This window comes from Arthrobacter sp. AFG20, assembly GCF_002892795.1.
Lineage (GTDB): Bacteria > Actinomycetota > Actinomycetes > Actinomycetales > Micrococcaceae > Arthrobacter.
In genome coordinates, this window is record NZ_PJMC01000005.1 from 68568 (window position 1) to 93456 (window position 24889).

Genomic DNA, 24889 nt, shown 5'->3' on the forward strand with positions numbered 1-24889 from the left:
GGTATCAGCTGGTCACCGGTATCAGCTGGTCGAGCGGAACCGTCTGGTCGGCCAGCCGCTCGGCAGGCACCTCTGCCCGGGCGGAGATGAGCGTCTTGATGGTCTTCTGGGCACTCGGTTTGACGGACCTTGGCCAGTTGACGCTCATGCCGGCCACGACGCGCCCGTCCTGCTGCCAAAACGCCACGAACTCCTTGCTGTCAAGCGAGCCGCGGATGACCGGAGCCGTCTTCGCTGCGAGGGACGGGAAGCCGGAGTACTCCATGCTGACGTCGAACTGGTCGGTGTAGAAGTAGGGAACCGTGTCCAGGGCAACGTCCTGGCCGAGCATGGCCCTGGCCGCCACCTTGCCGCCGTTGAGCGCGTTGGACCAGTGTTCGCTGCGGTGGTGCTCGCCGGTGAATGGATGCAATGCATTGGCGGCGTCGCCGGCGGCAAAAATATCCGGGGCGCTGGTGCGCAGTGATGCGTCGGTGAGGATGCCGTTGCGGACCTCCAGCCCGGCCGCGGCGGCAAGTGCCGTCTCGGGCACCACACCCACGGCGATGACCACGATGTCCGCGGGCAGGAGCTCGCCGGTGTTGGTCACCACTCCCGTCACCCGCCGGTTTTGTCCGGTGATTTCCCTGGCGGAGGCGGGGAGCCTGAAGCGGACTCCGTTGTCCTCGTGCAGGGTACGGAAAAAGCTGCCCAGCTCCGGGCCGACCGCCGCGGCAAGCGGGATGTCCTCAAGCCCGAGCAGTGTGACCTGGTTGCCGTAGGTGCTTGCCGCCGCGGCCAGTTCCATCCCGATCCAGCCGGAGCCGATGAGCACAAGGTTCCGGCCGCCGGACGCCAGCTGGTCCCGCAGGCGGCGGCTGTCATCGAGCGTGCGGAAGGTGCTGACGCCGTCCAGATCCGCGCCGCTCAATGGCAGCGTCCTTGGCGTGGCGCCGGGAGCCAGCAGCAGTGCCCCGTACCCCTGGACTGTCCCGTCTGCGAAGCGGACGGTATGTGCCGCAGGATCGACCGACGCCACCGGGGTGTCCAGCCGGAGGCGGACGTTGTTTGCGGCGTACCAGCTCTCCGGCACGACCTCGACGGCGTCCTCCCCGGCTTTGCCGAGCAGGTATTCCTTGGACAGCGGCGGCCGGAGATACGGAGGGTGCGGCTCGGTCCCCGCGATGGTGATGTTCCCGGCGTACCCTTCGGAGCGCAGGGTGCGGGCGGCCGTCGCTCCGGCCAGGCCGGCGCCGGCGATGACAATGCTTTCAGGGGTCATGGCGTTACTCGATTCGGCCGGCAGGCCAGCGGCCCGCGTTCTAAAAACGTTACTCGTGACTTTAGAAGGGCGGACCGGAACCGTCAAGGAAATTTAGGCCTTGATTCCGGCAGCAAGTAGAATAGTTCGGCAACCCGTGCGTCATGGGTCTAAATCCAACAGAAAGCCATAATGCGAGTTCTAGCAGCCATGAGCGGCGGAGTTGACTCCGCCGTTGCCGCCGCCCGCGCCGTCGAGGCGGGGCACGACGTCGTCGGCGTTCACCTCGCGCTGTCGAGGATGCCGGGCACCCTGCGCACCGGCAGCAGAGGCTGCTGCACCATCGAAGATTCGCGCGATGCCTGGCGGGCCTGCGACGTCCTGGGAATTCCCTACTACGTGTGGGATTTCTCCGAGCGGTTCAAGGAGGACGTGGTCCAGGACTTCATCGACGAGTACGCCGCCGGCCGCACACCCAACCCCTGCATGCGCTGCAATGAGCGCATCAAGTTTGCCGCCCTGCTCGAAAAGGCGATGGCCCTCGGGTTCGATGCCGTCTGCACGGGCCACTACGCCAAGGTCATTGAGGACGCCGACGGAAACCGCGAACTGCACCGCGCCGCCGACTGGGCCAAGGACCAGAGCTACGTCCTGGGCGTGCTCACCCATGAGCAGCTCAAGCACTCCATGTTCCCGCTCGCAGACACCCCGTCGAAAGCGGAGGTGCGCGCGGAGGCCGAGCGGCGCGGACTGTCCGTGGCCAACAAGCCGGACAGCCACGACATCTGCTTCATCCCGGACGGCGACACCGCCGGGTGGCTCGCGGAAAAGATCGACATGACCACGGGCGATATCGTGGATGAGACCGGCGCCAAGGTGGGCGAACACCCCGGAGCGAACGCGTTCACCGTCGGGCAGCGGCGGGGGCTGAAGCTTGGCCGGCCCGCGGCGGACGGCAAGCCGCGGTTCGTGCTGGAGATCCGGCCGAAGGAAAACAAGGTGGTGGTGGGGCCCGAGGCCCTGCTGGCCATCGACGAAATCCGCGGCATCAAGGTTTCCTGGGCCGGCCTGCCCATCGATGAGGTTGACTCCGGAGCCGACTTTGACTGCCATGCGCAGGTGCGCGCACACGGCGACCCCGTTCCTGCCATTGCGCGCATTGAGCGGGTTGCCGACGACGCCGGGATTGCGCGGGACAGCCTTGTGGTGACCCTGACGGAGCCGCTGCGCGGCGTTTCGCCCGGACAGACCGTGGTGCTTTACCAGGCCAGCAGGGTCCTCGGCCAGGCGACCATCGACGCTGCGCGGTCCCTGCAGCGGGCCCAGCTTTGACCATGCTCCGGTTTCTGGAGTGACAGCGGCCGGCGGATTTCCGCCGGCCGTTTTTGTGCCCTTTCCCGGTTTCCGACCGTTCGGTCAGCGGACCGCGGGCCGTTCTGGTAAATTTTGTGTCTCAACTCACACGATGCAATGTTTCACCGGGCAACCTTCTGGTTGAATCAGAGGCATCAGCGGGATGCCCCGCACACGAGTCAGTTCGGGCACCCCGCGCGTACTCATCGAACAGAAAGTTCACAGATGGCAATGAATCAGAGGGCCTTGCGGAGCGCTGTCGCGCTGGCAGGCGTTTCCGCTTTCGCACTCACAGCCTGCACCGGCCCGTCCGGAGGCGGGGGAACTTCCACGGGCGGCGCCGGCGGAGGAACCATCACGTACGGCACCACCGACAAGGTGGTTACCCTTGACCCTGCCGGTTCCTATGACGCCGGCTCGTTCATGATCATGAACCAGGTCTATCCGTTCCTCATGAACTCCAAGCCCGGATCCGCCGAGGCCAGCCCGGACATCGCCGAATCGGCGTCGTTCACCACCCCCACTGAGTACACCGTCAAGCTGAAGCCGGGCCTCAAGTTCGCCAACGGCCACGCGCTGACCTCCTCCGACGTCAAGTTCTCGATCGACCGCGTGGTCAAGATCGCCGACCCCAACGGGCCGGCGTCACTGCTCGCGAATCTGAAATCGGTGGCAGCCAAGGATGATTCCACAGTCGTTTTTACGCTTAAGGCGGCTAACGACCAGGTCTTCCCGAGCGTCCTCGGTACCAACAGCGGCCCCATCGTCGACGAAGAAGTCTTTCCGGCGAACAAGATCATGAGCGATGACGAGATCGTCAAAGGCAAGCCCTTTGCGGGCCAGTACACAATCGAGAGCTACAAGAAGAACGAGCTTGTCAGCCTCAAGGCCAACCCGGACTACAACGGCTTGCTCGGCAAACCCGCCAACGACGGCGCCAACATCAAGTACTACGCCGACTCCAACAATCTGAAGCTGGACGTGCAGCAGGGCAACATCGACGTTGCCGGCCGCAGCCTGACAGCCACCGACGCCGCGGACCTTGAAAAGGACTCGAAGGTCAAGGTGCACAAGGGCCCCGGCGGTGAACTGCGCTACATCGTCTTCAATTTCGACACCATGCCCTTCGGTGCCAAGACGGCCAACGCCGACGCCAAGAAGGCGCTCGCCGTCCGCCAGGCCATGGCCGACATTGTCGACCGGGAGGCCATTGCAACCCAGGTCTACAAAGGCACCTACCTTCCTGCGTTCTCCGTCGTTCCGGACGGACTGCCAGGTGCAGCGCAACCCCTGAAGGAGATGTACGGCGACGGCAACGGCAAGCCCGACCTTGACAAGGCCAAGAAGGCGTTCGCCGACGCCGGCATTACCGGCACGGTCAACATCAAACTGCAGTACAACCCGGACCACTACGGCAAGTCCTCCGGTGATGAATACGCCATGATCAAGGAACAGCTGGAAAAGTCGGGCCTGTTCAAGGTGGACCTGCAGTCCACTGAGTGGGTGACCTACTCCAAGGCACGCACCGCGGACGCCTACCCGGTCTACCAGCTCGGCTGGTTCCCGGACTACTCCGACGCGGACAACTACCTCACGCCGTTCTTTATCCCGGGCAACTTCCTCAAGAACCACTACGAGAACCCGGCGGTCACTGACATCATCAAGAAACAACTGGTCACAGCCGACAAGACCGAGCGTGAAACGTCTCTCGGAGACGCGCAGACGGCCGTTGCCAAGGACCTTTCCACGTTGCCGCTGCTGCAGGGCGCCCAGCTGATGGTGGCCGGCGCGGATGTCAAGGGCGTAGAACAGACGCTGGACCCGTCATTCAAGACCCGCCTCGGAGTGATCTCGAAGTAGGGCTCCACCCCATCAGGTCCTGACCAGCCAAGGAGGCGGGACGCCTTCCAGGCGTTCCGCCTCCTTGCTGGCCGGTGAACAACGGATTCCGGATCCGTGACGGACCCGGAAACACAGAATCAGGCAGTAATGACAACTCTCATTGAGGCGCCGCCAAGCGACGCAGACGGCCTTTTGCCGACAAAGAAAAAGAAGTCCGGCGGGGGACTGGGCCAGTACATCCTGATCAGGTTCCTCCTGATCTTTCCAACCATCTTCATCCTGGTCACCATGGTGTTCTTCCTGATGAGGATCACGGGCGACCCCATCACGGCTGCCATGGGCGGCCGCCTGCCTCCGGAACAGCTGCAGCAGCGGATTCACGACGCCGGATACGACCGGCCGCTCCCCGTCCAGTACTTCGAATACCTGGGCCAGTTGGTGACCGGCAATTTCGGCACCACCCTCTCTGACAACCGCCAGGTCACTGAGATGCTGGCAACCTATGGTGCGGCCACGCTCGAACTTACCGTCAACGCTCTCATCGTCGCGCTTCTGGTCGGCATTCCATTCGGGATGATCGCCGCCCACCGCAGGGACCACGCACCGGACGCGGTACTGCGCGTCTTTGCCATTCTCTGCTACGCCACACCCGTATTTTTTGCCGGGCTGCTGCTGAAGCTGACCTTCGCCGTGTGGCTGGGCTGGCTGCCCGTGGCGGGTCGTGCGAAAACCTCCAGCGAACTTGCCCTCACCGGGCTCCAAGCACCAACCGGGATTTATTGGCTGGACGCGCTCAGAAGCGGCAATACGGCCGCCCTCGGCGACGTGATGGCGCATGCCGTCCTGCCCGCTGTTGCCCTGGGCCTGCTGACAGCAGGCATCTTCCTCCGTCTGGTGCGCACCAATCTCATCGGCACGCTGGGCCGCGACTACATCGAGGCGGGCCGCTCGCGCGGCGTCAGCGAATTCCGGCTGGTTACCAAGCACGCCTACAAGCCTGCCCTGATCCCCATCATCACCGTCATGGGCCTCCAGATCGCGGTGATGCTCGGCGGTGCCGTGCTTACGGAGAAAACCTTTGAGTGGAAAGGGCTGGGCTTCCAGCTGGCCAACTACCTGACGGCCCGCGACTTCGTGGCTGTCCAGGGCATCGTGGTCCTCCTCGCCGTCATCGTCGCCATCACCAACTTCATCGTGGACATCGTGGCCGCGCTGATCGATCCCCGTGTGAGGTACTGACAATGAGCATCACCCCTTCAATGGAAGCCACCGTGCACCGCAAGGCACCGCTGCTCAAACGGCTGCCCGTCATTTCCCACTTCAACAAAAGCGTCGGACTCCAGCGGGGCATGCTCGTCGTCGGCCTCGTCCTGACCGCCACGTTCCTCCTGACCGCCATTTTCGCGCCGCTCCTCGCCCCCTACGGATTTGCGCAACTTTCCGACGCCGACGGCAGCTTTCCCACGCAGCAGGCTCCCGGCGGAAAGCATTTGCTGGGCACCACCGTCGGCGGCTACGATGTCCTGTCCCGGGTCATCTGGGGCTCCCAGACCGCCATCCTCGTGATCGTCGTGGCCGTGGTGCTGTCGATCTTCGCCGGCGTCATCCTCGGCCTGGTGAGCGGATACCTCGGCGGCTGGCTCGACCGGGTCCTCGTGGTGGTGGCTGACGCCATCTACGCATTCCCGTCACTGCTGGTGGCCATCGTCATGGCCATCGTCATCAGCGGCGGCGAGTCCAGCCTCTTCGGCGGCGTGCTGGCCGCGGCGATCTCCATCACCGTGGTGTTCATTCCGCAATACTTCCGTGTCATCAGGGCCGAGACCATCAGGCTCAAAGCGGAACCCTTCGTCGAATCGGCCAAAGTGGTGGGCGCCTCCAGCATCCGCATCATGGGCAGGCACATCTACCGGAATGCCACCCGCACCCTTCCGCTGATTTTCACCCTGAATGCGTCCGAGGCGATCCTGACCCTGGCGGGTCTGGGCTTCCTGGGATTCGGCATCGAACCCTCGTCCGCCGCTGAATGGGGTTTCGACCTCAACAAGGCACTCGCGGACACCACGTCAGGCATCTGGTGGACCGGCGTGTTCCCGGGCCTTGCCATCGTCTGGACAGTCCTTGGCCTCACGCTGGTGGGGGAGAGCATCAACGACCTCAACGATCCCCGCCTCCGCGGGCGCAAGCGCGCCGGAAACAAGGGCGGACCGGACTCGACCGCGGCGGCCCAGGCAGCCATTTCAGCAGATGTGAGAAGCTCATGACCATCAACATCGGATCGGTTTCAGACCAGCACCCGGCCGGTACCGGCCCCGTGCTGGACATCGACCACCTCAAGGTCACGTTCGCCACCGACGCCGGGGACGTGTACGCAGTCAAGGACGTAAGCCTTGAAGTGCAGGCGGGGGAGGTGCTCGCCATCGTCGGCGAGTCCGGCTCCGGCAAGACCGTGACGGCCAAGACCATCCTCGGCTTGCTGCCGGAAACTGCCATCAGCTCCGGCGCGGTGCTGATCAACGGCAGCAACGTCATCAGCGTCAGTCCTGGGAAGCTCCGCGAGATCCGGGGACGGGACGTGGCCATGGTCTTCCAGGAGCCGTCCACGGCACTGAATCCCGTGTTCACCGTCGGCTGGCAAATCGCCGAAGGGATCCTCGCGCATGCGGGCCGGGACGGCGGCAAACGGGTCACCGCGAAGGAAGCGAAGGCCCGGGCCATCGAGGCCCTGCGCAAGGTGGGCATCCCGGACCCCGAAACGCGCGTCAACTACTACCCGCATCAGTTCTCGGGCGGCCAGAAGCAGCGCGTGGTCATCGCCGCCGCGCTTGCCCTGAATCCGGGGCTGATCGTGGCCGACGAACCCACCACCGCCCTGGATGTCACTGTGCAGGCGGAAATCCTGGAGCTCCTGCGGGACCTGAGGGACAAGTACGGGACGTCCATTGTGCTGATCACGCACAATATGGGCGTGGTGGCCGACCTCGCCGACCGCGTCGTAGTGATGTACCAGGGCGACGTCGTCGAGGAAGCCAGCGCGAAATCCCTCTTCGCCGAGCCGCGGCAGGACTACACCCGGAAGCTGCTGGCCGCCGTCCCGCACCTTGGCCGGCACTCGGCGTCCGAAGGAATGACGGAGCGGGCGCACCAGGCCGGGCAGGTGCTGGTGGAGGCCAAGGGCCTCACCATCGAGTACCCCGGCCGGCTGGGCAGCCCCGCCTTCAAAGCCGTCGACGGCGTCAGCTTCACGGTGTCCGAAGGCGAGGTGTTCGGGCTCGTTGGCGAATCCGGTTCCGGGAAGACCACCATCGGCCGGGCCATCGCCGGCCTTAACCGGACCACCGGCGGAAGCCTGAACGTTCTGGGCTACGAGATGCTGAACTTCAAGGAACGGAGCTTCAAGCCGCTCCGCAAGGAGATCGGGTTCGTCTTCCAGGACCCGGCAGCGTCCTTCAACCCGCAGCTGACCATCGGCGACTGCGTCGCCGAACCGCTGGTCATCCACACCAACCCTTCACCGGCGCAGGCGCGCAAGCGCGTGGGTGAGCTGCTGGAGTCAGTCCAGCTGCCGGCGTCGTACGCTGACCGTTTCCCGCATGAGCTGTCCGGCGGGCAGCGGCAGCGCGCATCACTGGCACGGGCGCTGATTCTGAACCCGAAACTGCTCATCGCCGATGAGCCGACGTCGGCGCTGGACGTTTCGGTGCAGGCGAAAGTCCTGGAGCTCTTCCGTGAGATCCAGCAGGAGTTCGGGTTTGCGGCGCTGTTCATCAGCCATGACCTTGCTGTGGTGGACATGCTGTCGCACTGGGTCGGGGTGCTGTACAAGGGCAAACTCGTTGAGCAGGGCATCGGTCACCACGTCATGGGCTCCCCGCAGCATGACTACACGAAGCGCCTGATCGCGTCACTGCCTGTCCCGGATCCGGCCGAGCAGGCCAAGCGCCGGGAGGACCACCGCGCCCTGCTGGGCATCTAGAACGCACGGCAGGCCCGTATCCCACCTTCTGCAAACGTGGGATACGGGCCTCCTGCCCTATTCAGAGACCACCTTGATGTTGAACACGCGGTTTCCCTGGTTCAGGAAAATCCGCAGCCACAGCGGCAGCCACATCTCCATGCCCCGTGCCGCCTCCAGCGGGCCGAGGTCCCTGATGTGTTCGGGCCGCCAGCCGAATTCCTGCAGCAGCCCGGCCACCACTTCCTTGGCGCCGGCGTCGTCGCCGGCCATGAACACGTCGTGATCCCCGTCCGCCAGCCGGTCCGGCGCCACCATGACATCGGCGCGCATGGTGTTCAGTGCCTTCACCACGCGGGCCGTGGGAAACGCCCGCTGGATGGTTTCCGCCAGGCTGTCGGTGTTCGAGATGGAGAGCGACGGCGGGAAACCGGCCGAATGGTCCAGCGGATTGGCCACATCGATCAGCACCTTGCCGGCGATATTCTTCGTGCTGGCAGCGGCCAGTACTTCGAGCGAAACAGTGCCGGGCGTCGCATTGATGATCACCTCGGCCTGCGCCGCGGCATCGGCGAACGTTGCGGCCTCGGCCCGCGGCCCCGCTTCGGCTGCCCACCCCACGGCAGCGTCGTTGGTGGCGCTCCGCGACCCGAGAACGACGTCGTGCCCGGACTGCACGAGTTTTCCCGCCAGGGTCCTGCCCACCACGCCGGTACCTAGAACTGCGATCCTCATGTGGAGCCTCCCTCATCGGTACTAACGAACACTTACATTCTCTGCCTGCTTCCTTAACACGGGCAGGGAGTCCTGCAGTGCCCATAGACTGGAACCATGACCGAGCTGAACCATGATCTGCCTGACACCGACTCCTACAATCCCGCCGCCAGCTCCCTGGCCGGGCATGTGGATCCTGCGGTGATGGCGGAGCTGCTATCGATCCGGTCGAGCATCGACAACATCGATGCAACCTTGGTTTATCTTCTGGCGGAGCGGTTTAAGGCGACCCAGAAGGTGGGATTCCTCAAAGCTGCCCACCGCCTTCCTGCGGGGGATCCGGGGCGTGAAACTGCCCAGATCGCCCGGCTCCGCCGCCTTGCCGAGGACGCGCAGCTGGATCCGGCGTTTGCGGAGAAGTTCCTGAACTTCATCATCGGCGAGGTGATCCGGCACCACGAGGCGATCGCGGAGGACCACAATTCCGCCGGTGGAACTTCCAACGGGACGGCCAGCCCAGCAGCTCCGCTGACCGCCTAAGCCGTGCCGGACGCAGACATCCAGTTGCCGGCCCAGGTGACGGCCACCGGACTGGGACCGTGGCCGGGCCAGGATCCCGTGGAGGCCACCCGCATCATCCGCGGTGAGCTCGGCAGCCCGCACCTGCCCTTCCTCGCCGAGCTGCCTGACCGTGGCGTCGGTGCTGATGCCATAGGCCGCACCGCCTCACTCCTGGTGGACCTGGCCGTGGACGTCCAGCCGCACGGCTGGCGGATCGTTGACCGGCCCGGGCGCGACCTGGTCCGGGCAAGATCGGCCCTTTCCACCGACATCAACGTGCTGGCCGACATCGCCGGCGAAGAGGACAGCGCCGCCGACGAATTCAAGGTCCAGCTGCGCGGCCCCCTGAGCCTGGCCGCCGGCCTGCACCTCCACAACGGCGAGCGCGCGCTGATCGACTACGGCGCCCGCCGCGACATCGCTGCTTCCCTCGCGGCCGGGGTTGGCGAGCACCTGACCAAGGTGTCCGCCGCCGTCCCAGGGGCGAGGCTCGTGGTGCAGCTCGACGAACCGGACATTGCCTCGGTCCTCGCCGGCACCATCCCCACCTCCAGCGGCTACCGGACCCTGCGCTCCATCGCCGGACACGAGGTCGCGGAGCTCTGGCGCGTGGTGATTGACGCCCTCCGCGAGGCCGGCGCCGCCGAGATCGCCATTGCGGTGCCGGAGATCGAGGCCCCGTTCGAAAGGATCCTGTCTGCCGGCGCGGACGCTATCGCCGTTCCGCTGCGGGCCCTGACCACCCGGCAGTGGGAACAGCTCGCGGAGGCAGTCGAAGCAGGCAAGCGGCTCTGGGCCGGAGCCCTGCAGGCTGACGGACCCGACGGCGTGCCGAAGGCATCGGCGGTTGTGGAGTCTGTCCGGCGCCCGTGGCAGCAGCTCGGCCTGCCGCTGGCGGCGCTCGGCACGCTGCGGGTCACGCCGTCGGGCGGCCTTGAAAAGCAGCCACCTGCCGCCGCAACGGAGGTCCTCACCCGCCTCACCCAGGTTGCCGACGGCCTGAACCAGCTCGCGCTCGGCTAAACGGGCTGGTACTGCCTTAGCTTCGTCGCTCCCAGCGTTCGGGCCTGGCATGCGCCGGAAGGAAGCCCGCCGAAGAACTTCCGGACGGATAGGGTTCCAGACGGTAGTCGAAGCGCCCCGCATAAACCAGGACGAGGCCGAGCTGCGGCTGGATCACCTTCACCTGGATCCTGTGCCGTCCGGTTTCCCCCGCGGCCGGGTCCCACCATTGCTCCGCGTACGCTTTCGCGTCGAGGGCCGCCGGCAGCGGCAACCGGAGCGGGCCGAGGAACAGCCGGGATGCTTCGGAGACTCCCCGCAACCTTCCCTCCGCTGTCACGTCGAGATTCAGGTCCGTCACCAGCCGGCGGTACCGGCCGACGTAGTCCACGAGGCGGGCCCGGGTGCCGGCGCCGCCCTCTTCCACACTGGTGGTGTCCTGAAAGATCCTGGTCCTGCCGGGGAAGAATATCTCGCGCCGGGCCGTCAGGCTGGAGCGGCCGTAAGGATCGAGATGCGCATGGTTTTCGATCCGGAACGGGACGCCCTCGCCGTACTCCGGAAAGAACGCCTGCTCGCCTGCGGTCAGCCGCAGCACCGGCCGCAGCCATTGCTGTCTGCAGCCCACCACATCGAAAACGCCCTCGCCCACGCCAAAGCTGCCGGAACCCGGGGCAAGCGAAAAGTACTCCTGCACTTCCGGCTGCAGCCGGAGGAAACCGGCACCCAGGGCCTGCTGGTAGATCGGGGCATTCATGGTGGCTCCTGACATCCGGTCTGGTGGGTCGGTCTTCCGGCGGGAACTCACAGCCGTCCCGCCGCCTTGAGCCGTATGTAGGCATCGGCCAACGCCGGCGGCAGCTGGTGCGGTTCCGCGTCCACCACTTCGACACCGAGCTGGCGGAGCTGGACGCCCACGGCCTCCCGCTCGAGGAGGGCGCGTTCCGCGGCCGCCGCACGGAACACCCGGGCCGCCGTCGTCCTGTCCTGGAGCATCTCGCCAAGCAGGGGGTCACGGACCGACGCCACCACCACCACATGCTGCTGGACGAGGCGCGCCACCATTGGAATGAGCCCCTCCTCCGGGGCACCGCTATCCAGCGAGGTCAGCAGCACCACGAGGGAACGGTGCGCCGAAACCGCACGGATCTGGGCAGGCACTTGTGCCCAGTCCAGCTCGATGAGTTCTGCCTGCAGCGGCGCCACAGCCTGCACCAGCTGACCCAGCAGGTTGCCGCCCGCCGTTGTGCCGGCCCGGGCACGCATCCTGCGGTCGAAGGCAAAGAAATCGACGCGGTCACCGCCGCGTTCGGCCAAGACGCCCAGCAGCAGTGCGGCCTCGATGCCGGTGTCCAGCCGGGGTTCGTCGTTCACGCGCGCAGCGGCGGTCCGGGATGTGTCCAGCATGATCACCACGCGGCGGTCGCGCTCCGGCCGCCAGGTGCGCACGACGACGGCGGACCGTCTCGCTGTCGCGCGCCAGTCAATGGAACGGACATCATCGCCGCGGACATAGTCGCGCAGGGAGTCGAACTCTGTTCCGGCGCCGCGGATCTGCACTGCCGCCTTGCCGTCGAGCTCCCGCAGCCGGCGCAGTTTTGACGGCAGGTGCCGCCGGGAATTGAAAGGCGGCAGCACCCGCAGCGATCCGGCAGCGAGCACCGTTTTCTGGCGGGCGGCCAGCCGGAGCGGCCCGAAGGAGCGGACCGTGATGTGCGGCGCCCTGAGGTCACCCCGCCGGACGGGCCTGAGCCTGACACTCAACCGGCGCCTTTCACCGGCCGGTACCTCTGCCGCCTGGACCGGGTTTTCCGCTCCGGCGGAAGGCTGCCAGGCGTCACGCACCACGGCTCTAAGCCTGCGCTTGCCACTGTTATGCACCGTCAACACAGAGTCCGCCGTGCCGCCAAGCGTAACGTTGGCGGGCGCCGACCTTTCCACCGAGACCTGCTGCAGTGCCGCAGCCAGCAGCACGTCCAGCAGGATCAGGGCGCCAAGGACCAGAAGCACGGCGAGCACGGTCAGCCAGCCGGGAAAGAGCAACACCGGCGCCAGCCCGGCCGCCGCCAGTAGTACCAGCCGTCCGGAAATCGCCACGGGATCAGCGGGGGACCGGTACGGAGGCCAGGATGCTGCCCAGCACGTCGTCCACCTGTACGCCGTCCATCAGGGCTTCGGGCCGGAGCGCCACACGGTGCCGCATGCACGGCTGGGCCAGTGCCTTGACATCATCCGGGGTGACAAAGTTCCGGCCGGACAGCCAGGCCCAGGCCCGCGAGGTGTTCAGCAGCGCGGTTGCACCGCGCGGCGAGACGCCAAGCTGGAAGGACGGGGCGGCGCGCGTGGCCCGGACCACATCCACGATGTAGCCCAGCACCTCGGGCGACACTTCGACGGCGGCCACTGCCCGCCGCGCCCGTTCAAGTTCGTCGGCGCCCGCCACCGGGCGGATGCCGGCCGCGGCGAGGTCGCGGGGATCGAAGCCGGCGGCGTGCCTGCGGACCACCTCGATTTCAGCGGCACGGTCCGGCAGGGGCATGGTCAGCTTGAGGAGGAAGCGGTCCAGCTGGGCCTCGGGCAGCGGGTACGTGCCCTCGTACTCCACGGGGTTTTGCGTGGCCGCCACGATGAACGGCACCGGCAGCCGGCGCGACACGCCGTCCACGGACACCTGGCGTTCCTCCATGGCTTCCAGCAGGGAGGCCTGGGTCTTGGGCGGCGTCCTGTTGATTTCGTCCGCCAGGAGCATGTTGGTGAAGACGGGGCCTTCACGAAAGCTGAATTCCGAATTGGCGGCGTCATACACCAACGACCCCGTGACGTCCCCGGGCATGAGGTCAGGGGTGAACTGCACGCGTTTGGTGTCCAGGCTCAGGGCAGCGGACAGGGCGCGGACCAGCAGCGTCTTGGCCACGCCCGGCACGCCTTCGAGCAGCACATGACCGCGCGACAGCAGGGCGATCAGCATGCCGGTGACCGTGGAATCCTGACCCACCACTGCTTTGGCCACCTCATGCCGGACGTCAAGCAGCGCTTGCCGGACAGGATCCGGGGCACGATCCGGCGCGTGCGGAGCGGCCATGGTGCCCACCGGCGCCTCGCCGTAGGTGCCGTTGCCGAAGGTCCCGTGCGGGTGGCCGTTTGGCTGCTGGCTCATCTGGCCTGTACCTCTTTCTCTAGTTGGACAAGGTCCTGGGCCCAGCGGACAAGCTGGGCCTCGCTCGCGGGCCGGTGTTGCAGGAATAGCTGGATTTCGCCGGCGTTCCGGTCCAAATGCCGGGCTGCGGCGGCGGCCACTTCGGAGCCGGTCACGTCAGAAAATCCCGCTGCGGCGCCCACCCGTAGGGCCGAGGCAAGCCGGACGATAGTGCCGGCCCGGAGGGTGTCCGCCGCACGGGCAACGTCGTGGGCTTCGTGGTACAGGCGTGCCCTGCCCTCGGCCGTTTCCGCGGACTTCACCACCACCGGCAGGGGTTCGAAGACCAACGGGCCCAGGCGGCGTCCGCGCCACAGCACGGCAAACAGGGCCACCACAATGAGCCACGGGGCCAGGAACGCCGACCACGCCGGTGCAAGTTCGGCCAGGGTCTTTGGTGCGGGGCCGCCCCCGAGGTCCCCGGGGCCCGGCAGGTACCAGACGAGGTCTCCCTGGCTGCCAAGGGTCCGCAGAGTGAGGGCGGCGTTGCCGTTGGCGGCCAGGAACTGGTTGCTGATCACGGCCGTGCTACCGATGACTACGAGCTTGCCGTTCTCGGCCGTCGCGTAGAGGCCCCGCCCGCTGCCGCCGGCGCCGTAGCAGACGGTGGAGCCGGTGTAGAGGAAGCCTCGGTCCGCGCTGATGTCACCGGCGGCCTGGGCATCGGCAACGGTGCATGCCGGCTGGAGGGTCTGCTCCGAGCCGGGGACCACCCCGGCCTGCCGGATCGTGCTGCCCAGGCCGGTCAGTGTGGCCAGGCGCGGCGAGACCACCACCAGCCGGTCAGTCTCTGACAGCAGCCGGCGGAGCCGTTCGGGCGCAAGGAACCCGCGCTGGTCGTAGACCAGGACCGTGGAGCCGGACCCGCTGCTGCCGGCCGCACGCGCCGCTGCGAGAGTCTCCTCAAACGACGCCGTCTGTTCAACACTGACGCCTTGCGCAGCAAGGATCTGGGCTGCTGCCCTGGCCCCCTGCGGACCGGGGTTGTTGACGGACAGTTCCTGGTTGTCAGCCCGTTGCGCCGACTGTAGTACGAGGATCACCGCCAGTGCAGCGGCCATGGCAACGCCGAACAGTACCCCAGCCCGGTGCCTGCGGATCCAGCCGGTTCTCCTGCGCAGGGCCGCGACAGGAACACCGGGTTCCGTGCGGGGGAGATGCGTCACCTGGGCACCGCCAGTCCGCCGGGCGTGGCCTCTGCGTAGGAAGGTGTGAGTCTTTCCAAGGTCAGGTCCAGCTCAGCCACCGCGGCATGGTCGGCTGCCAGGGCATTCCCGCTGCCGTAGCGGACGGCGTCGAACATGCGGGCAGCGGCCTCGAGTCTGTCGCTGGCCGCAGGGAACGCCCGGCTGAGCTGTGCGGCAGCCTCGTCGGCTGTCCGGCCAGGCTGGGGGTCCAGGACAGCCCGGTCCTCGGCCGAACTCACCAGCGCGCGGAACTGTTCGACGACGGCGGCCGCCCAGTCGCCACGGGCGGCTGCGGCTTTTGCGCGCTCCCGGTAGTCGGCTGCCGTGGCGGCTGCTTCAGCATCGAAGATCTCGTTCGGAGCACGGCGGCGGGCATTCGGCCGTGGCCGCGCCAGGATGATGGCCACAGCCGTCAGAATGGCGATGCCAAGGCCGATGAAGGGCGCCACCGAAGGTCCTTCGGCAGGGGACTGGCCATCGGTCACGGACTGCAGCCAGTCGAGGAACTGCTGCCACAGGGTTTCCAGCCAGCCGGGTGCCGCCTCCCTGTACTCGCGTTCGGAGAGCTCCTCCACGGCCCAGCGGCGCGCTTCTTCCCGGTCAGGCTGCACCGGCGGTTCCAACGTCCCCTTCAGCAGTGCCGTGGCGTGCTGCAGGACCGGGACGAAGCCGACGGTGCTCATCCCGGCATCGTCGGCGGCCCCGGGGGCGGCGGCCAACCGGCTGAATTGCCGTAAGGACCGGCCTGATGGGGGCCGGGTTGGTAAGGGCCCTGTTGGTAAGGCCAGGGGTGGTGGAGGCCTGCGCCGTTCCGGCCCTGGCTGTAGACGGGCACGCCCCGGCCTGGAATGCCACCGTCGTCATGGCCCGTTTCCAGTAGCCGGAGGAGCGCGATATCCAGTCCGTCGTTGCGCATCCGCAAGTCCATGTAGAGCAAAGCCATGACCGACGTCTGGAAGGCGAACGCCACGGCGCCGACGGCGGCGGACACGATCGCCGTAGCGACACCGACCACCACCTGCAGGGCGGCCGTCTGGCTGGCCGGGTCCTGGGGGCCGGCCACGGTGGTGAGCAGTCCGGTGAGCAGGGTGAGCGGGATGAGGACGATCTGGCCAATGATGCCGACGAGCAGCGACACCACGAGGACTATGCCGAAGACCCGCCACCAGCTTCTCCGGGTGACGGCCCAGGAACGCCGGATGCCATCCAGCGCTCCCACGTCCTCGACGACGATGACCGCAGGTGCGACCGTCAGCTTGACGGACACCCAGATTATGGCTGCGATAAAGGCCAGAAACAGCGGAAGCACGATGACCAGCGACCCGGTACCCATCGAATTGGCCAGCAGCACGGTGGCCAAGGCGATGAGGGCCCCGCCCAGCAGCACGGCTGCCACCCCGATCCCGGCCAGGCGGACCAGCGCCCATGCCCGGCCGCGTGCCAGCAGCCACATCTGCCGGAAGCCGGTTTGCCGGTTGAGGATAGACCTGGCCACGGGGACCACCATGGCCCCCTGCATCACCACGGAGATAAACACGGTTACAAGGCCGAAAAGCATGAAGCCGCCGGCCACGCCGGCAAAGAGGGAGGTCGCCTCAGAAGTGCTGAGGTTCGCCAGCCAGGCCTCCGCGGAAGCACCGGATGCCGGGGTGACCAGCGGGACGACGCCGGCAATCACTGCCCCCAACGCCTGGGCAACGAGGCCTGCTCCGAGCATTGCTTTGGGATTCCGCCGGATCGTCTTGAAGGCCCCGTCCAGGATTTCGCCGAACATCAGCGGCCGCAGCGGCACCACGCCGGGCTTCGGCGGGGCAGCGTACACGGGAAAGGGAACGGCCGGGTTCAGTCCTGCCCGGTTCGGCGGCGGTGCGGGATACGGGTTTGCGCTCCACTGGTGCGGCGGCCCGTAGGGCTGGCCGGCACCGGGCTGGTACGGTCCCGGCTGGTAGGGCGCGGGCTGCTGGCTGCCCCATTGAGGGGGTGCACCCCATGGCTGTTCAGGCGGCCAGTGTCCGGACGGCGGGTGCTGCGGATCCTGCTCTGACAACCTGTTCCTCCCCAAGGTGCGCACAGGCCAACGGCCGGGCACCTCCAGACTATAGTTCCGCCGTCGGGCATCCTAGCTTCCGGCCGGTTCGGGCCGCACCGGACCGCCAGCTGCCGTGTCCGGCACCCCGGCATGCGCCCCGCCGAAAACTCCATCAATAGGACAAAGCAACGGCAATAAGGGAATATATAACTATGAAGGCACGCATTCTGGTGGTTGATGATGACGAGGCGCTCGCAGAAATGATCGGCATTGTCCTGCGCAACGACGGCTTTGAGCCCGTCTTCTGCGCGGACGGCGGACAGGCTCTGGACATCTTTCGCTCGTCAAAGCCGGATCTCGTGCTCCTCGACCTGATGCTGCCGGGAACGGACGGCATCGAGGTATGCCGTCAGATCCGCTCCGAATCTGACGTGCCGATCGTCATGCTGACGGCCAAGTCGGACACCTCCGATGTGGTCAGGGGACTGGAGTCGGGTGCCGACGATTACGTGCCCAAGCCCTTCAAGCCGGCGGAGCTTGTTGCCCGGGTGCGGGCGCGCCTGCGCCCCGGTGACCAGAAGGCGCCCGAAACGTTGCGCATCGCGGACATCACCATCGACGTCGCCGGCCACCTGGTGAGCCGTGGCGACGAGCGGATTTCACTGACCCCGCTCGAATTCGATCTCCTGGTTGCCCTGGCGCGTAAGCCCTGGCAGGTATTCACCCGTGAGCTGCTTCTTGAGCAGGTCTGGGGCTACCGGCACGCGGCTGACACCCGGCTGGTCAATGTCCATGTCCAGCGACTGCGGTCCAAGATTGAACGGGATCCGGAAGCTCCGGAAGTTGTAATGACGGTTCGTGGTGTCGGCTACAAAGCAGGGTCCTGAATCCCAGGGCCAGAATCCCCCTGAGGCGCCCGTGGGATCCGGATCCGGCCCCCGCGGCAACTCGCCCGCGGCAGAGAACGCTCGGGACGCCGCTCGCAAACCCGGTCCCCATCCGGTCCCCGAGCACACCGACGCCTTCGGCGCCGGGCTCGCAGGATTGCCTTTGCGGGCCCGCATCTGGCGGCGCCGCGCACTCATCGTCGTGCTGCGGGTCGGCCGCCTGGTACGCACCGGCGTCGACCGCATCTTTCCCGGCATCCGGTATCTGCTGCATTCCCTGCAGCGGCGGTGGCGCAGGTCGCTGCAGTTCCGCACCGTCCTGACCACGCTGCTGCTCTCCATCAGTTCGTTCGCGATCGTCGGCGCTTACCTGTCCAACCAGATTGCCAACAACCTGTTCCACGAACGGCTGACGCAGGCGGAGTCCGAGACCCGCTACAACGTCAAGCAGGTGCAGGACACGTTCGACGGCGCCCAGGTCACCGATCAGTCCAGCGTGATCACGCTCGTCTACGACACCCTCAACGCGGTTGAGGGCAAGGGCTCGGTGATCCAGCGCCGCTACGTGTTTGAGGCGATGCCGGAGCAGACCAAGCCCCGCAACCGGTGGGTGGAGTCGCGCGCATCCGACCAATTGACCATCAGCGTCATCCCCCCGGACCTCCGGGCAGCAGTCCAGGACTCCGGCAAGGAGCAGTTCTGGGCGTCCACGGAGTTCCCGGTGGGGACCGAAGACCGCCCGGGCATCGCCGTCGGCAACAAGGTGACGTTCAACGGCACGGTTTACGAGCTTTACCTGATCTACGACCTCAACACGGCACAGCAGACCCTGAACGAAATCCAGAATGTCCTCTGGGCCGGCGGCGCTGCGCTGATCCTCATGATCGGCGGCATCGCCTGGTACGTCACGCGCAACGTGGTGAGTCCCGTCAGCCACGCCGCCGTAGTCTCGGAAAAGCTGGCGGCAGGCCAGCTGCAGGAACGCATGGTGGTCAAGGGGGAGGACGAGGTGGCACGCCTCGGGGCCTCGTTCAACCATATGGCCGCGAGCCTGCAGGAGCAGATCACGCAGCTGGCCACACTGTCCCAGATGCAGCAGCGGTTCGTTTCCGACGTGTCCCACGAGCTCCGCACCCCGCTGACCACCGTCCGTATGGCCGCTGAGGTGCTGTACGACGCACGCAACGACTTCGACCCCATCAATAAGAGGTCCGCCGAACTGCTCTACAACCAGGTGGAGAGATTCCAGTCGCTGCTGGCGGACCTGCTGGAAATTTCCAGGTTCGACGCCGGCGTGGCCATGCTCGACGCCGAGGCGACGGACATCGTCCAGCTCATCTCGCACGTGATGGAGGGCGCGGCCCCCGTCGCCGAAGAGTACGGCTCGAAGATGCAGCTGAATGCGCCGGAAGGCAGCGTTGTGGTGGAAATGGACTCCCGGCGCATTGACCGCATTCTGCGGAACCTGATCCTGAACGCCCTCGAACACGGCGAAGGCCGGGCCGTCAACATCTCCGTCGCCTCCAATGCGGACGCTGTAGCCGTCACTGTCAGGGATCACGGAATCGGCATGAGTCCCGCCGAGGCGGCCCGCGTCTTCGACCGCTTCTGGCGCGCCGATCCTGCCCGGGCCCGCACCACCGGCGGCAGCGGGCTGGGCCTGTCCATCGCCATGGAGGACACCAAACTGCACAACGGCTGGCTGCAGGCCTGGGGGAACACCGGGGTCGGCTCCAACTTCAGGCTCACGCTCCCGCTTAAGCAGGGCGGCACCATCACAAAGTCGCCGCTGCCCCTTGAACCGGCAGACGTGGGTTTCGGCAGGCCCGGCGACCACAGTGTCCTTGTGCTGGGTCCGGGCGCCACCCCTGCGCTGGAGGGATCTGCGCCCAAGAACTCTGCCCCGAAGGACGCCGCTGCCGCAGGTAACGCCGACCCTGAGGCGGGGGAGTCCGCAGCCGGCGCTTCGCCGGCCAAGAATGCCGAACCCACTGCGGCCGCCCCGGCGGGCACACCGGAGACAGCGCGCACAGGGGAGCGTTCGTGAGCCGGGTGCGCCCGGTGACCCGTGGGCTTGCCGCAGGGCTGATGGCCATCATTCTGCTGTTCCTGGCATCGTGCGCCCAGATTCCGCGGTCCGGGCCTGTTGGTAAGAGCACGGACGAAAGCGCAGGAAATCCCAATGCTCCCGTATTCTTTCCCGTCGCGCCCCGCACCGGGTCCAGTCCCGAAGCGGTCATTGAGGACTTCTACCTGGCAGGCAGCGGGTATGAGGACGACTACGCCGTGGCGCGGCAGTACCTGACCCAGGCTTCCTCCGTTGCCTGGAAGCCGGACCAGCGGACACTGGTGTTCCGCTCCGAGCGCGTGGTGAAAACCGGCGTCGAGGGCGTCTATAACTACGAACTGGACGTCGCGTACTCAGTGGATTCCGACGGCGTGGCCACCCCGATGCCGGACGGAACCAAGGAAAACATCCCCGTGACGCTGGTGCAGGTTGACGGTGAATGGCGCATCTCCAAGATCCCGGACGGCACCGCCATTCCCGAGGAGACCTTTAAGGTCATCTACGGCGCCTATCCCATCTACTTCTACGACCCCAGTTTCACGTACGCCGTTCCGGATGTGCGCTGGTTCATCAAGAAGAAAACGGTGAAGGCCATGACGAGCGCCCTGCTCGGCGGACCCGCCCCGTATTTGAAGGGCGCCGTGGTCAGTGCGTTCCCCTCCGGAATGAAACTTGCCAGGGAATCAGTCCCCGTAGTTTCAGGCGCAGCGCAGGTTGACCTGTCTGCCAAGGAACTGACCGAGGCCTCCACCGAGGACAGGCTGAGGATGCAGACGCAGCTGGCCCTGACGTTCCGCAGCCAGCCGGACGTCATTAACGTGGAGCTGCGGGCGAACCAGGACCTGGTGCGCGTGGAGGATAACGGCTCAGTCCTTCCGCCGGTCCAGAACAGAAATGCCCCCGCGCGCCAGATCGCCATCAGCAATAACGAGCTGGTGCGGTACGAGAACAACAGGGTGTCGCCGCTGCCCGACATGCAGCCGGTGGCCGGACTGAAACCGCGTTCGCCCGCCGAATCGCCCGTCTCGCAGACAGTGGCGTTTTTGAACGGCAGCGGCGGCACCCTGTACTCGATGGTGCCGGGCCAGCCCGCGCGCGCCCTGACCACCCGCAGCACGCTGACGCACCCGTCGTTCAGCCTGCACGACTGGCTGTGGACCGCCGGTCCCGGAGCCCAGGGCGTCACCGAAATCACGGCCTTCCGTCCCACCGGCGTGGCCCAGGGCGCACCGGTGCCGACCGTCACGCTGACCCCCTCCTGGCTGGCCGGCCGCAACGTGAAGGATCTCCGGGTGTCCAGGGAAGGGGTCCGGGCGCTGGTCATCTCCGAGCAGAACGGGGAGACACGCGTGCAGGTGACGGGGATCATCCGCAGTGCCGATGGCACGCCGAAGGAACTGACGGCGCCCATCACGCTGCAGTCCAGCGGAAATCCCGACCAGGGCGTATGGGTCAATGACACCACGGTGGTGGTGATGAAGGGCGCGTCGACGTCCAACGTGACCCCGGAACTTCTCTCGCTCACCTCCTCCCAGCCGCAGAAGCTAGCCCCCTGGCCGGGGCTGGTTGCCCTCAGCGCAGGCAACGGCCCCGAGGAAATCTACGCCCAGTCCAGGGACGGCATCTTCCAGCGGCTCGGCAACGGGTGGTCGGCGCAGCTGAGGGGACCCACGGATCCGTCCTTCCCCGGCTGACCCTTCCTGCATAGGGCGTTTTCCACATGAGGGCCTCTTGCTCTTGTGCGGGCTGGCGCCGTTGCCGCACCCTTGAACCGTGGGGAGCAATAGGACGCGGGACGGCCAGAGGACTTCGACGGATCCCGACCTGCTGGCCCAGCCACTGTGGCACGCCCGCCACCGGGCGGAGCACCGGCAGCGCCTCCTGCAGGCCTGGGACCTGCTGGCCGGGGCTGCGGCCGACATCATGGCTCTGGCGCTGCCCGTGGAATGCGTCTGTTGCGGCAAGGAGGACCTGGCACTGTGTGCCGGCTGCGAGCGCAGGCTCCGGATGCTCACCCGGCATCCCTTCCGGGCAGAAACCGGGGCGCCCGCGCTCATGGACACCGACGGCTCGGTCATCCTTCCTGTCGTGGCGGCGGGCATCTACCGCGAGGAGCTCTCACAGTCGATCCTGGCGTTCAAGCGCCACGGGCAGGGCCAGCTGCGGACCGTGCTGTCGAAGGTACTGGCCAGCGCTCTCGCGGCAGCCTATGCGGGAACGGACGCCATGGTCCTCGTTCCGGTCCCAAGCAGCGGCGGCGCCTACCGGAAACGCGGGTTCAGTCCCGTCCATCTGCTGCTAGGCGGCGTCGGGCGGAGCTTTGACGGACGCCGCCCGGAATGCACTGATGCGCTGCGCAAAGTCAGGAGCCCGGGAACCGGCATTGGCTTGACCGGAAACCGTCTGTCCGGAGGGCAGAAGGGACTCGGCAGGGGAGACAGGTCCCGAAAGGTCCGCGGCTCCATGCGCACCGTGCGGGGCGCGCGCGGACGCTCTCTGCGGGGGAGGCCGTGCATCATTGTCGACGACGTCCTGACTACCGGCGCCACTCTGGCGGAGGCTGCCCGGGCCATCCACGACGCCGGCGGAATTGTGCGCGGCGCCGTGGTCCTGGCAGCCACCCGCGCACCCGATGCGGCGGCTGGCCCGGCGCAGTCTCGGCATTCTGGGGACCATCTGGGCCGTAGCTGGGACATAGAAAAAAATAAACTGCGAAAGGATGAATAACTTGTTGCTATGAACTAACGTCGGATATGGGTACCAAGATCAGTTGTACCTTTCGATAGCGGCTCGGAAAGGGGCTCGACTGTCAATCAGATCGTCCCCGGGAAGTGCCGCCGTCGTGTCACCGAAGTCATTTGGAGGGCACCATGGAGTTCATGATCAGCGGACGAAATCTGACGGTCTCGGACCGATTCCGCGAATACGCCGGCGAGAAGATCTCGAAGATCGAATCGCTTGGGGACAAGGTCCAGAGGGTCGACGCGAAGGTTTCAAAGGAAACGAATGCGCGGCAGACCGGTGACCAGCTCACGGTTGAAGTGACAGTCCTGGGCCGCGGCCCCGTGATCCGTGCCGAAGCAAGCGCCGCAGATAAGTTCGCCGCGTTCGACCTCGCCTACAACAAGCTGCTTGAGCGGCTGCGCAGGGCCAAGGACCGCAAGAAGGTCCATCACGGGCGGCACACGCCCAAGGCTGTACGCGAGGCAACCGCAACACTGGAGCCCGCGAGCTCCAACCAGCCGATCTACGTCGAAGCGAGCAACAACACCCAGGCTGCTCCGGAACCGGCTGAGAAATCGCCGTACGACGTCGACAACGACATCCCCGCCGGCGACTCGCCGGTACTGATCCGGCGCAAAGTGTTCCCGGCCGCGTCCCTCACCCTTGACGACGCCGTGGACAACATGGAACTTATCGGTCACGACTTTTACCTTTTCGTGGACAAGGCCACGAACGCGCCATCGGTTGTGTACCGGCGCCGCGGCTGGACATACGGGGTTATCACCCTGGACCACTACTGCGAACCCGGCGAGAACACGCATGAGGAGAAAATCCTTGCGTACCGCTCGGATGATGCGGCCGCAACTGCCTAAGATGGTGCCCAGGCAACGAAAGGGCTGACATGGGTGCATCGCTGAGCCTTTCGCAGGCGCGGCGGATCGCACTGGCAGCCCAGGGACTGGACAAAGGACGGCCCGCCGGCCCCGTGACGTCACGGGCGGTGGGCCGGACCTTTGCCCGGATTCAACTCGTGCAGATCGATTCCGTCAACGTTCTGGCCCGGAGCCATTTCCTCCCTTTCTTTTCCAGGCTCGGCGACTACGACCGCTCCATCCTCCAGCAAATGGCAGGCAGGCACCCGCGGCGGATGATGGAGTACTGGGCGCACGAAGCCAGCTACATCCGGCCGGAACACTTCCCGGACCTGGTGGTGTGGCAGAACCGCAGGTGGGTCGGGGCTTCAGGGATGGATCCAGGGCTGCGGTCCGGCGTGACCGGCAGGGTCCTGGCCGCGCTCGCCGACGGCAGGCCCATGACGGCCGCCGAACTCACCGCCCGGCTCGGGCACGTTGAAGACCGCAAGCAGGTCGATTGGGGCTGGAACTGGAATGCCGTCAAGCGCGTGCTGGAGCACCTGTTTGAAGAGGGGGTCGTCTCGTCGGCGTCAAGGACGGACCAGTTCGAACGGCAGTATGCCCTGACCCGGCAGGTTTTGCCCGGGCATGACGTTGAAGCGGTACCCGACCCCTCGGCCGCCATGGACAGGCTCATCGATGCGGCGGCGCGGGCGCACGGGATCGGGACCGTGCGGTGCTTCGCGGACTACTTCAGGACTCCGGTGAAGGCAGCCGCGGCCTCTGTTCAGCGCCTGGTTGATGCCGGACGCCTGGAACCGGTGACGGTGGCAGGCTGGGACCGGAAGGTGTACCGCCACGCCGAGGCCCGGCTGCCGCGCCAGGCTGCCGGCAGGGCGCTGCTCAGCCCGTTCGATTCGCTGGTCTTTGAACGGCGCAGGCTTGAGGAGCTCTTCGGGTTTCATTACCGGATCGAGATTTACACCCCGGTGGCCAAACGCCGCTTTGGCTATTATGTGCTCCCGTTCCTGCTCCGCGACCGCATTGTGGCCAGGGTGGACCTGAAGGCAGACCGGGCAGCGGGGCTGTTGCTTGCCAAGGCGTGCTTCGGCGAGCCGGACGCTCCGGCGGACACCGCCGTCGAACTCGCTGCCGAACTGCACCTGATGGCAGGTTGGCTGGGACTGGACGGCGTAGCCGTCTCGTCGGTGGGGGACCTTGCCCCCGCGGTGGCGGCGGCCAGTAACGGCTATCCGCTGTGAGGGAACAGGGCAACG

21 protein-coding genes are annotated in these 24889 nt (G+C 66.5%); 13 read left to right on the forward strand and 8 right to left on the reverse strand.

What is annotated here, in order from left to right:
- Positions 1 to 4: 4 nt before the first annotated feature.
- On the reverse strand, positions 5 to 1261 hold the full coding sequence (locus CXZ05_RS07355; RefSeq protein ID WP_102971972.1) for an NAD(P)/FAD-dependent oxidoreductase: 1257 nt from the start codon (positions 1259 to 1261) through the stop codon (positions 5 to 7).
- A gap of 171 nt (positions 1262 to 1432) precedes the next feature.
- Here CXZ05_RS07355 and mnmA point away from each other — a divergent pair, with 171 nt between their 5' ends.
- The 5 genes from mnmA to CXZ05_RS07380 all read left to right on the forward strand — a co-directional run bounded on the left by mnmA (position 1433) and on the right by CXZ05_RS07380 (position 8411).
- Positions 1433 to 2572: a tRNA 2-thiouridine(34) synthase MnmA gene (gene mnmA, locus CXZ05_RS07360; RefSeq protein ID WP_102971973.1), complete on the forward strand. Its 1140-nt coding sequence runs from the start codon at positions 1433 to 1435 to the stop codon at positions 2570 to 2572.
- A gap of 246 nt (positions 2573 to 2818) precedes the next feature.
- Positions 2819 to 4453, forward strand: a complete 1635-nt coding sequence (locus CXZ05_RS07365) for an ABC transporter substrate-binding protein (protein WP_102971974.1) — start codon at positions 2819 to 2821, stop codon at positions 4451 to 4453.
- Between the two features lie 129 nt (positions 4454 to 4582).
- A complete protein-coding gene (locus tag CXZ05_RS07370; protein WP_102971975.1) occupies positions 4583 to 5674 on the forward strand; it encodes an ABC transporter permease in 1092 nt (363 codons plus the stop codon).
- A 2-nt stretch (positions 5675 to 5676) separates the two neighbouring features.
- Entirely contained in the window at positions 5677 to 6699 is a 1023-nt protein-coding gene (locus tag CXZ05_RS07375) for an ABC transporter permease (protein WP_180987314.1), read from the forward strand.
- Positions 6696 to 8411, forward strand: a complete 1716-nt coding sequence (locus CXZ05_RS07380) for an ABC transporter ATP-binding protein (protein WP_102971976.1) — start codon at positions 6696 to 6698, stop codon at positions 8409 to 8411. Before CXZ05_RS07375 ends, CXZ05_RS07380 begins: the two co-directional genes overlap by 4 nt.
- 57 nt (positions 8412 to 8468) lie before the next feature.
- Here CXZ05_RS07380 and CXZ05_RS07385 read toward each other — a convergent pair whose 3' ends face one another.
- Positions 8469 to 9125, reverse strand: coding sequence for an NADPH-dependent F420 reductase (locus CXZ05_RS07385; protein ID WP_102971977.1), 657 nt, complete (start codon positions 9123 to 9125; stop codon positions 8469 to 8471).
- 96 nt (positions 9126 to 9221) lie between these two features.
- Here CXZ05_RS07385 and CXZ05_RS07390 point away from each other — a divergent pair, with 96 nt between their 5' ends.
- Both CXZ05_RS07390 and CXZ05_RS07395 read left to right on the forward strand, forming a co-directional pair.
- Positions 9222 to 9644 (forward strand): chorismate mutase, encoded by a 423-nt coding sequence (locus CXZ05_RS07390; protein ID WP_102971978.1) that lies wholly within the window; start codon positions 9222 to 9224, stop codon positions 9642 to 9644.
- Positions 9645 to 9647: 3 nt separating this feature from the next.
- Positions 9648 to 10688, forward strand: coding sequence for a hypothetical protein (locus tag CXZ05_RS07395; protein WP_102971979.1), 1041 nt, complete (start codon positions 9648 to 9650; stop codon positions 10686 to 10688).
- A 16-nt stretch (positions 10689 to 10704) separates the two neighbouring features.
- Here CXZ05_RS07395 and CXZ05_RS07400 read toward each other — a convergent pair whose 3' ends face one another.
- The 6 genes from CXZ05_RS07400 to CXZ05_RS07425 all read right to left on the reverse strand — a co-directional run bounded on the left by CXZ05_RS07400 (position 10705) and on the right by CXZ05_RS07425 (position 17097).
- On the reverse strand, positions 10705 to 11424 hold the full coding sequence (locus CXZ05_RS07400; RefSeq protein WP_102971980.1) for a DUF4166 domain-containing protein: 720 nt from the start codon (positions 11422 to 11424) through the stop codon (positions 10705 to 10707).
- Between the two features lie 47 nt (positions 11425 to 11471).
- Positions 11472 to 12764: a DUF58 domain-containing protein gene (locus CXZ05_RS07405; protein WP_102971981.1), complete on the reverse strand. Its 1293-nt coding sequence runs from the start codon at positions 12762 to 12764 to the stop codon at positions 11472 to 11474.
- Between the two features lie 4 nt (positions 12765 to 12768).
- The gene (locus CXZ05_RS07410; protein ID WP_102972188.1) at positions 12769 to 13749 is read right to left on the reverse strand and encodes a MoxR family ATPase; all 981 of its coding nucleotides are present in this window, start codon (positions 13747 to 13749) and stop codon (positions 12769 to 12771) included.
- Positions 13750 to 13820: 71 nt separating this feature from the next.
- Complete coding sequence (locus CXZ05_RS07415; RefSeq protein WP_102971982.1) at positions 13821 to 15029, reverse strand: DUF4350 domain-containing protein; 1209 nt, start codon at positions 15027 to 15029, stop codon at positions 13821 to 13823.
- Entirely contained in the window at positions 15026 to 15733 is a 708-nt protein-coding gene (locus CXZ05_RS07420; RefSeq protein ID WP_102972189.1) for a DUF4129 domain-containing protein, read from the reverse strand. Before CXZ05_RS07420 ends, CXZ05_RS07415 begins: the two co-directional genes overlap by 4 nt.
- Entirely contained in the window at positions 15730 to 17097 is a 1368-nt protein-coding gene (locus tag CXZ05_RS07425; RefSeq protein ID WP_180987315.1) for a proline-rich domain-containing protein, read from the reverse strand. Before CXZ05_RS07425 ends, CXZ05_RS07420 begins: the two co-directional genes overlap by 4 nt.
- A 194-nt stretch (positions 17098 to 17291) precedes the next feature.
- On the opposite strand from CXZ05_RS07425, the gene mtrA reads away from it, so the two are divergent.
- From mtrA to CXZ05_RS07455, 6 genes are all read left to right on the forward strand, one after another.
- Complete coding sequence (mtrA, locus tag CXZ05_RS07430) at positions 17292 to 17966, forward strand: MtrAB system response regulator MtrA (protein WP_102971983.1); 675 nt, start codon at positions 17292 to 17294, stop codon at positions 17964 to 17966.
- 157 nt (positions 17967 to 18123) lie between these two features.
- Positions 18124 to 20013, forward strand: a complete 1890-nt coding sequence (mtrB, locus tag CXZ05_RS07435; protein ID WP_258006501.1) for an MtrAB system histidine kinase MtrB — start codon at positions 18124 to 18126, stop codon at positions 20011 to 20013.
- A gap of 5 nt (positions 20014 to 20018) precedes the next feature.
- Positions 20019 to 21728, forward strand: coding sequence for an LpqB family beta-propeller domain-containing protein (locus CXZ05_RS07440; protein WP_102972190.1), 1710 nt, complete (start codon positions 20019 to 20021; stop codon positions 21726 to 21728).
- A 79-nt stretch (positions 21729 to 21807) separates the two neighbouring features.
- Positions 21808 to 22761, forward strand: coding sequence for a ComF family protein (locus CXZ05_RS07445; protein WP_258006484.1), 954 nt, complete (start codon positions 21808 to 21810; stop codon positions 22759 to 22761).
- Positions 22762 to 22904: 143 nt separating this feature from the next.
- The gene (hpf, locus tag CXZ05_RS07450; protein WP_102971985.1) at positions 22905 to 23630 is read left to right on the forward strand and encodes a ribosome hibernation-promoting factor, HPF/YfiA family; all 726 of its coding nucleotides are present in this window, start codon (positions 22905 to 22907) and stop codon (positions 23628 to 23630) included.
- Positions 23631 to 23659: 29 nt separating this feature from the next.
- On the forward strand, positions 23660 to 24874 hold the full coding sequence (locus tag CXZ05_RS07455; RefSeq protein WP_102971986.1) for a winged helix-turn-helix domain-containing protein: 1215 nt from the start codon (positions 23660 to 23662) through the stop codon (positions 24872 to 24874).
- The last annotated feature ends 15 nt before the right edge of the window (positions 24875 to 24889 follow it).

Excerpts from the sequence above, each read along its gene's own strand:
- CXZ05_RS07355 (WP_102971972.1), bottom strand. The coding sequence starts at position 1,261 with ATGACCCCTGAAAGCATTGTCATCGCCGGCGCCGGCCTGGCCGGAGCG.
- mnmA (WP_102971973.1), top strand. The coding sequence starts at position 1,433 with ATGCGAGTTCTAGCAGCCATGAGCGGCGGAGTTGACTCCGCCGTTGCC.
- CXZ05_RS07365 (WP_102971974.1), top strand. The coding sequence starts at position 2,819 with ATGGCAATGAATCAGAGGGCCTTGCGGAGCGCTGTCGCGCTGGCAGGC.
- CXZ05_RS07370 (WP_102971975.1), top strand. The coding sequence starts at position 4,583 with ATGACAACTCTCATTGAGGCGCCGCCAAGCGACGCAGACGGCCTTTTG.
- CXZ05_RS07375 (WP_180987314.1), top strand. The coding sequence starts at position 5,677 with ATGAGCATCACCCCTTCAATGGAAGCCACCGTGCACCGCAAGGCACCG.
- CXZ05_RS07380 (WP_102971976.1), top strand. The coding sequence starts at position 6,696 with ATGACCATCAACATCGGATCGGTTTCAGACCAGCACCCGGCCGGTACC.
- CXZ05_RS07385 (WP_102971977.1), bottom strand. The coding sequence starts at position 9,125 with ATGAGGATCGCAGTTCTAGGTACCGGCGTGGTGGGCAGGACCCTGGCG.
- CXZ05_RS07390 (WP_102971978.1), top strand. The coding sequence starts at position 9,222 with ATGACCGAGCTGAACCATGATCTGCCTGACACCGACTCCTACAATCCC.
- CXZ05_RS07400 (WP_102971980.1), bottom strand. The coding sequence starts at position 11,424 with ATGAATGCCCCGATCTACCAGCAGGCCCTGGGTGCCGGTTTCCTCCGG.
- CXZ05_RS07410 (WP_102972188.1), bottom strand. The coding sequence starts at position 13,749 with ATGGCCGCTCCGCACGCGCCGGATCGTGCCCCGGATCCTGTCCGGCAA.
- CXZ05_RS07420 (WP_102972189.1), bottom strand. The coding sequence starts at position 15,733 with ATGAGCACCGTCGGCTTCGTCCCGGTCCTGCAGCACGCCACGGCACTG.
- mtrA (WP_102971983.1), top strand. The coding sequence starts at position 17,292 with ATGAAGGCACGCATTCTGGTGGTTGATGATGACGAGGCGCTCGCAGAA.
- hpf (WP_102971985.1), top strand. The coding sequence starts at position 22,905 with ATGGAGTTCATGATCAGCGGACGAAATCTGACGGTCTCGGACCGATTC.
- CXZ05_RS07455 (WP_102971986.1), top strand. The coding sequence starts at position 23,660 with ATGGGTGCATCGCTGAGCCTTTCGCAGGCGCGGCGGATCGCACTGGCA.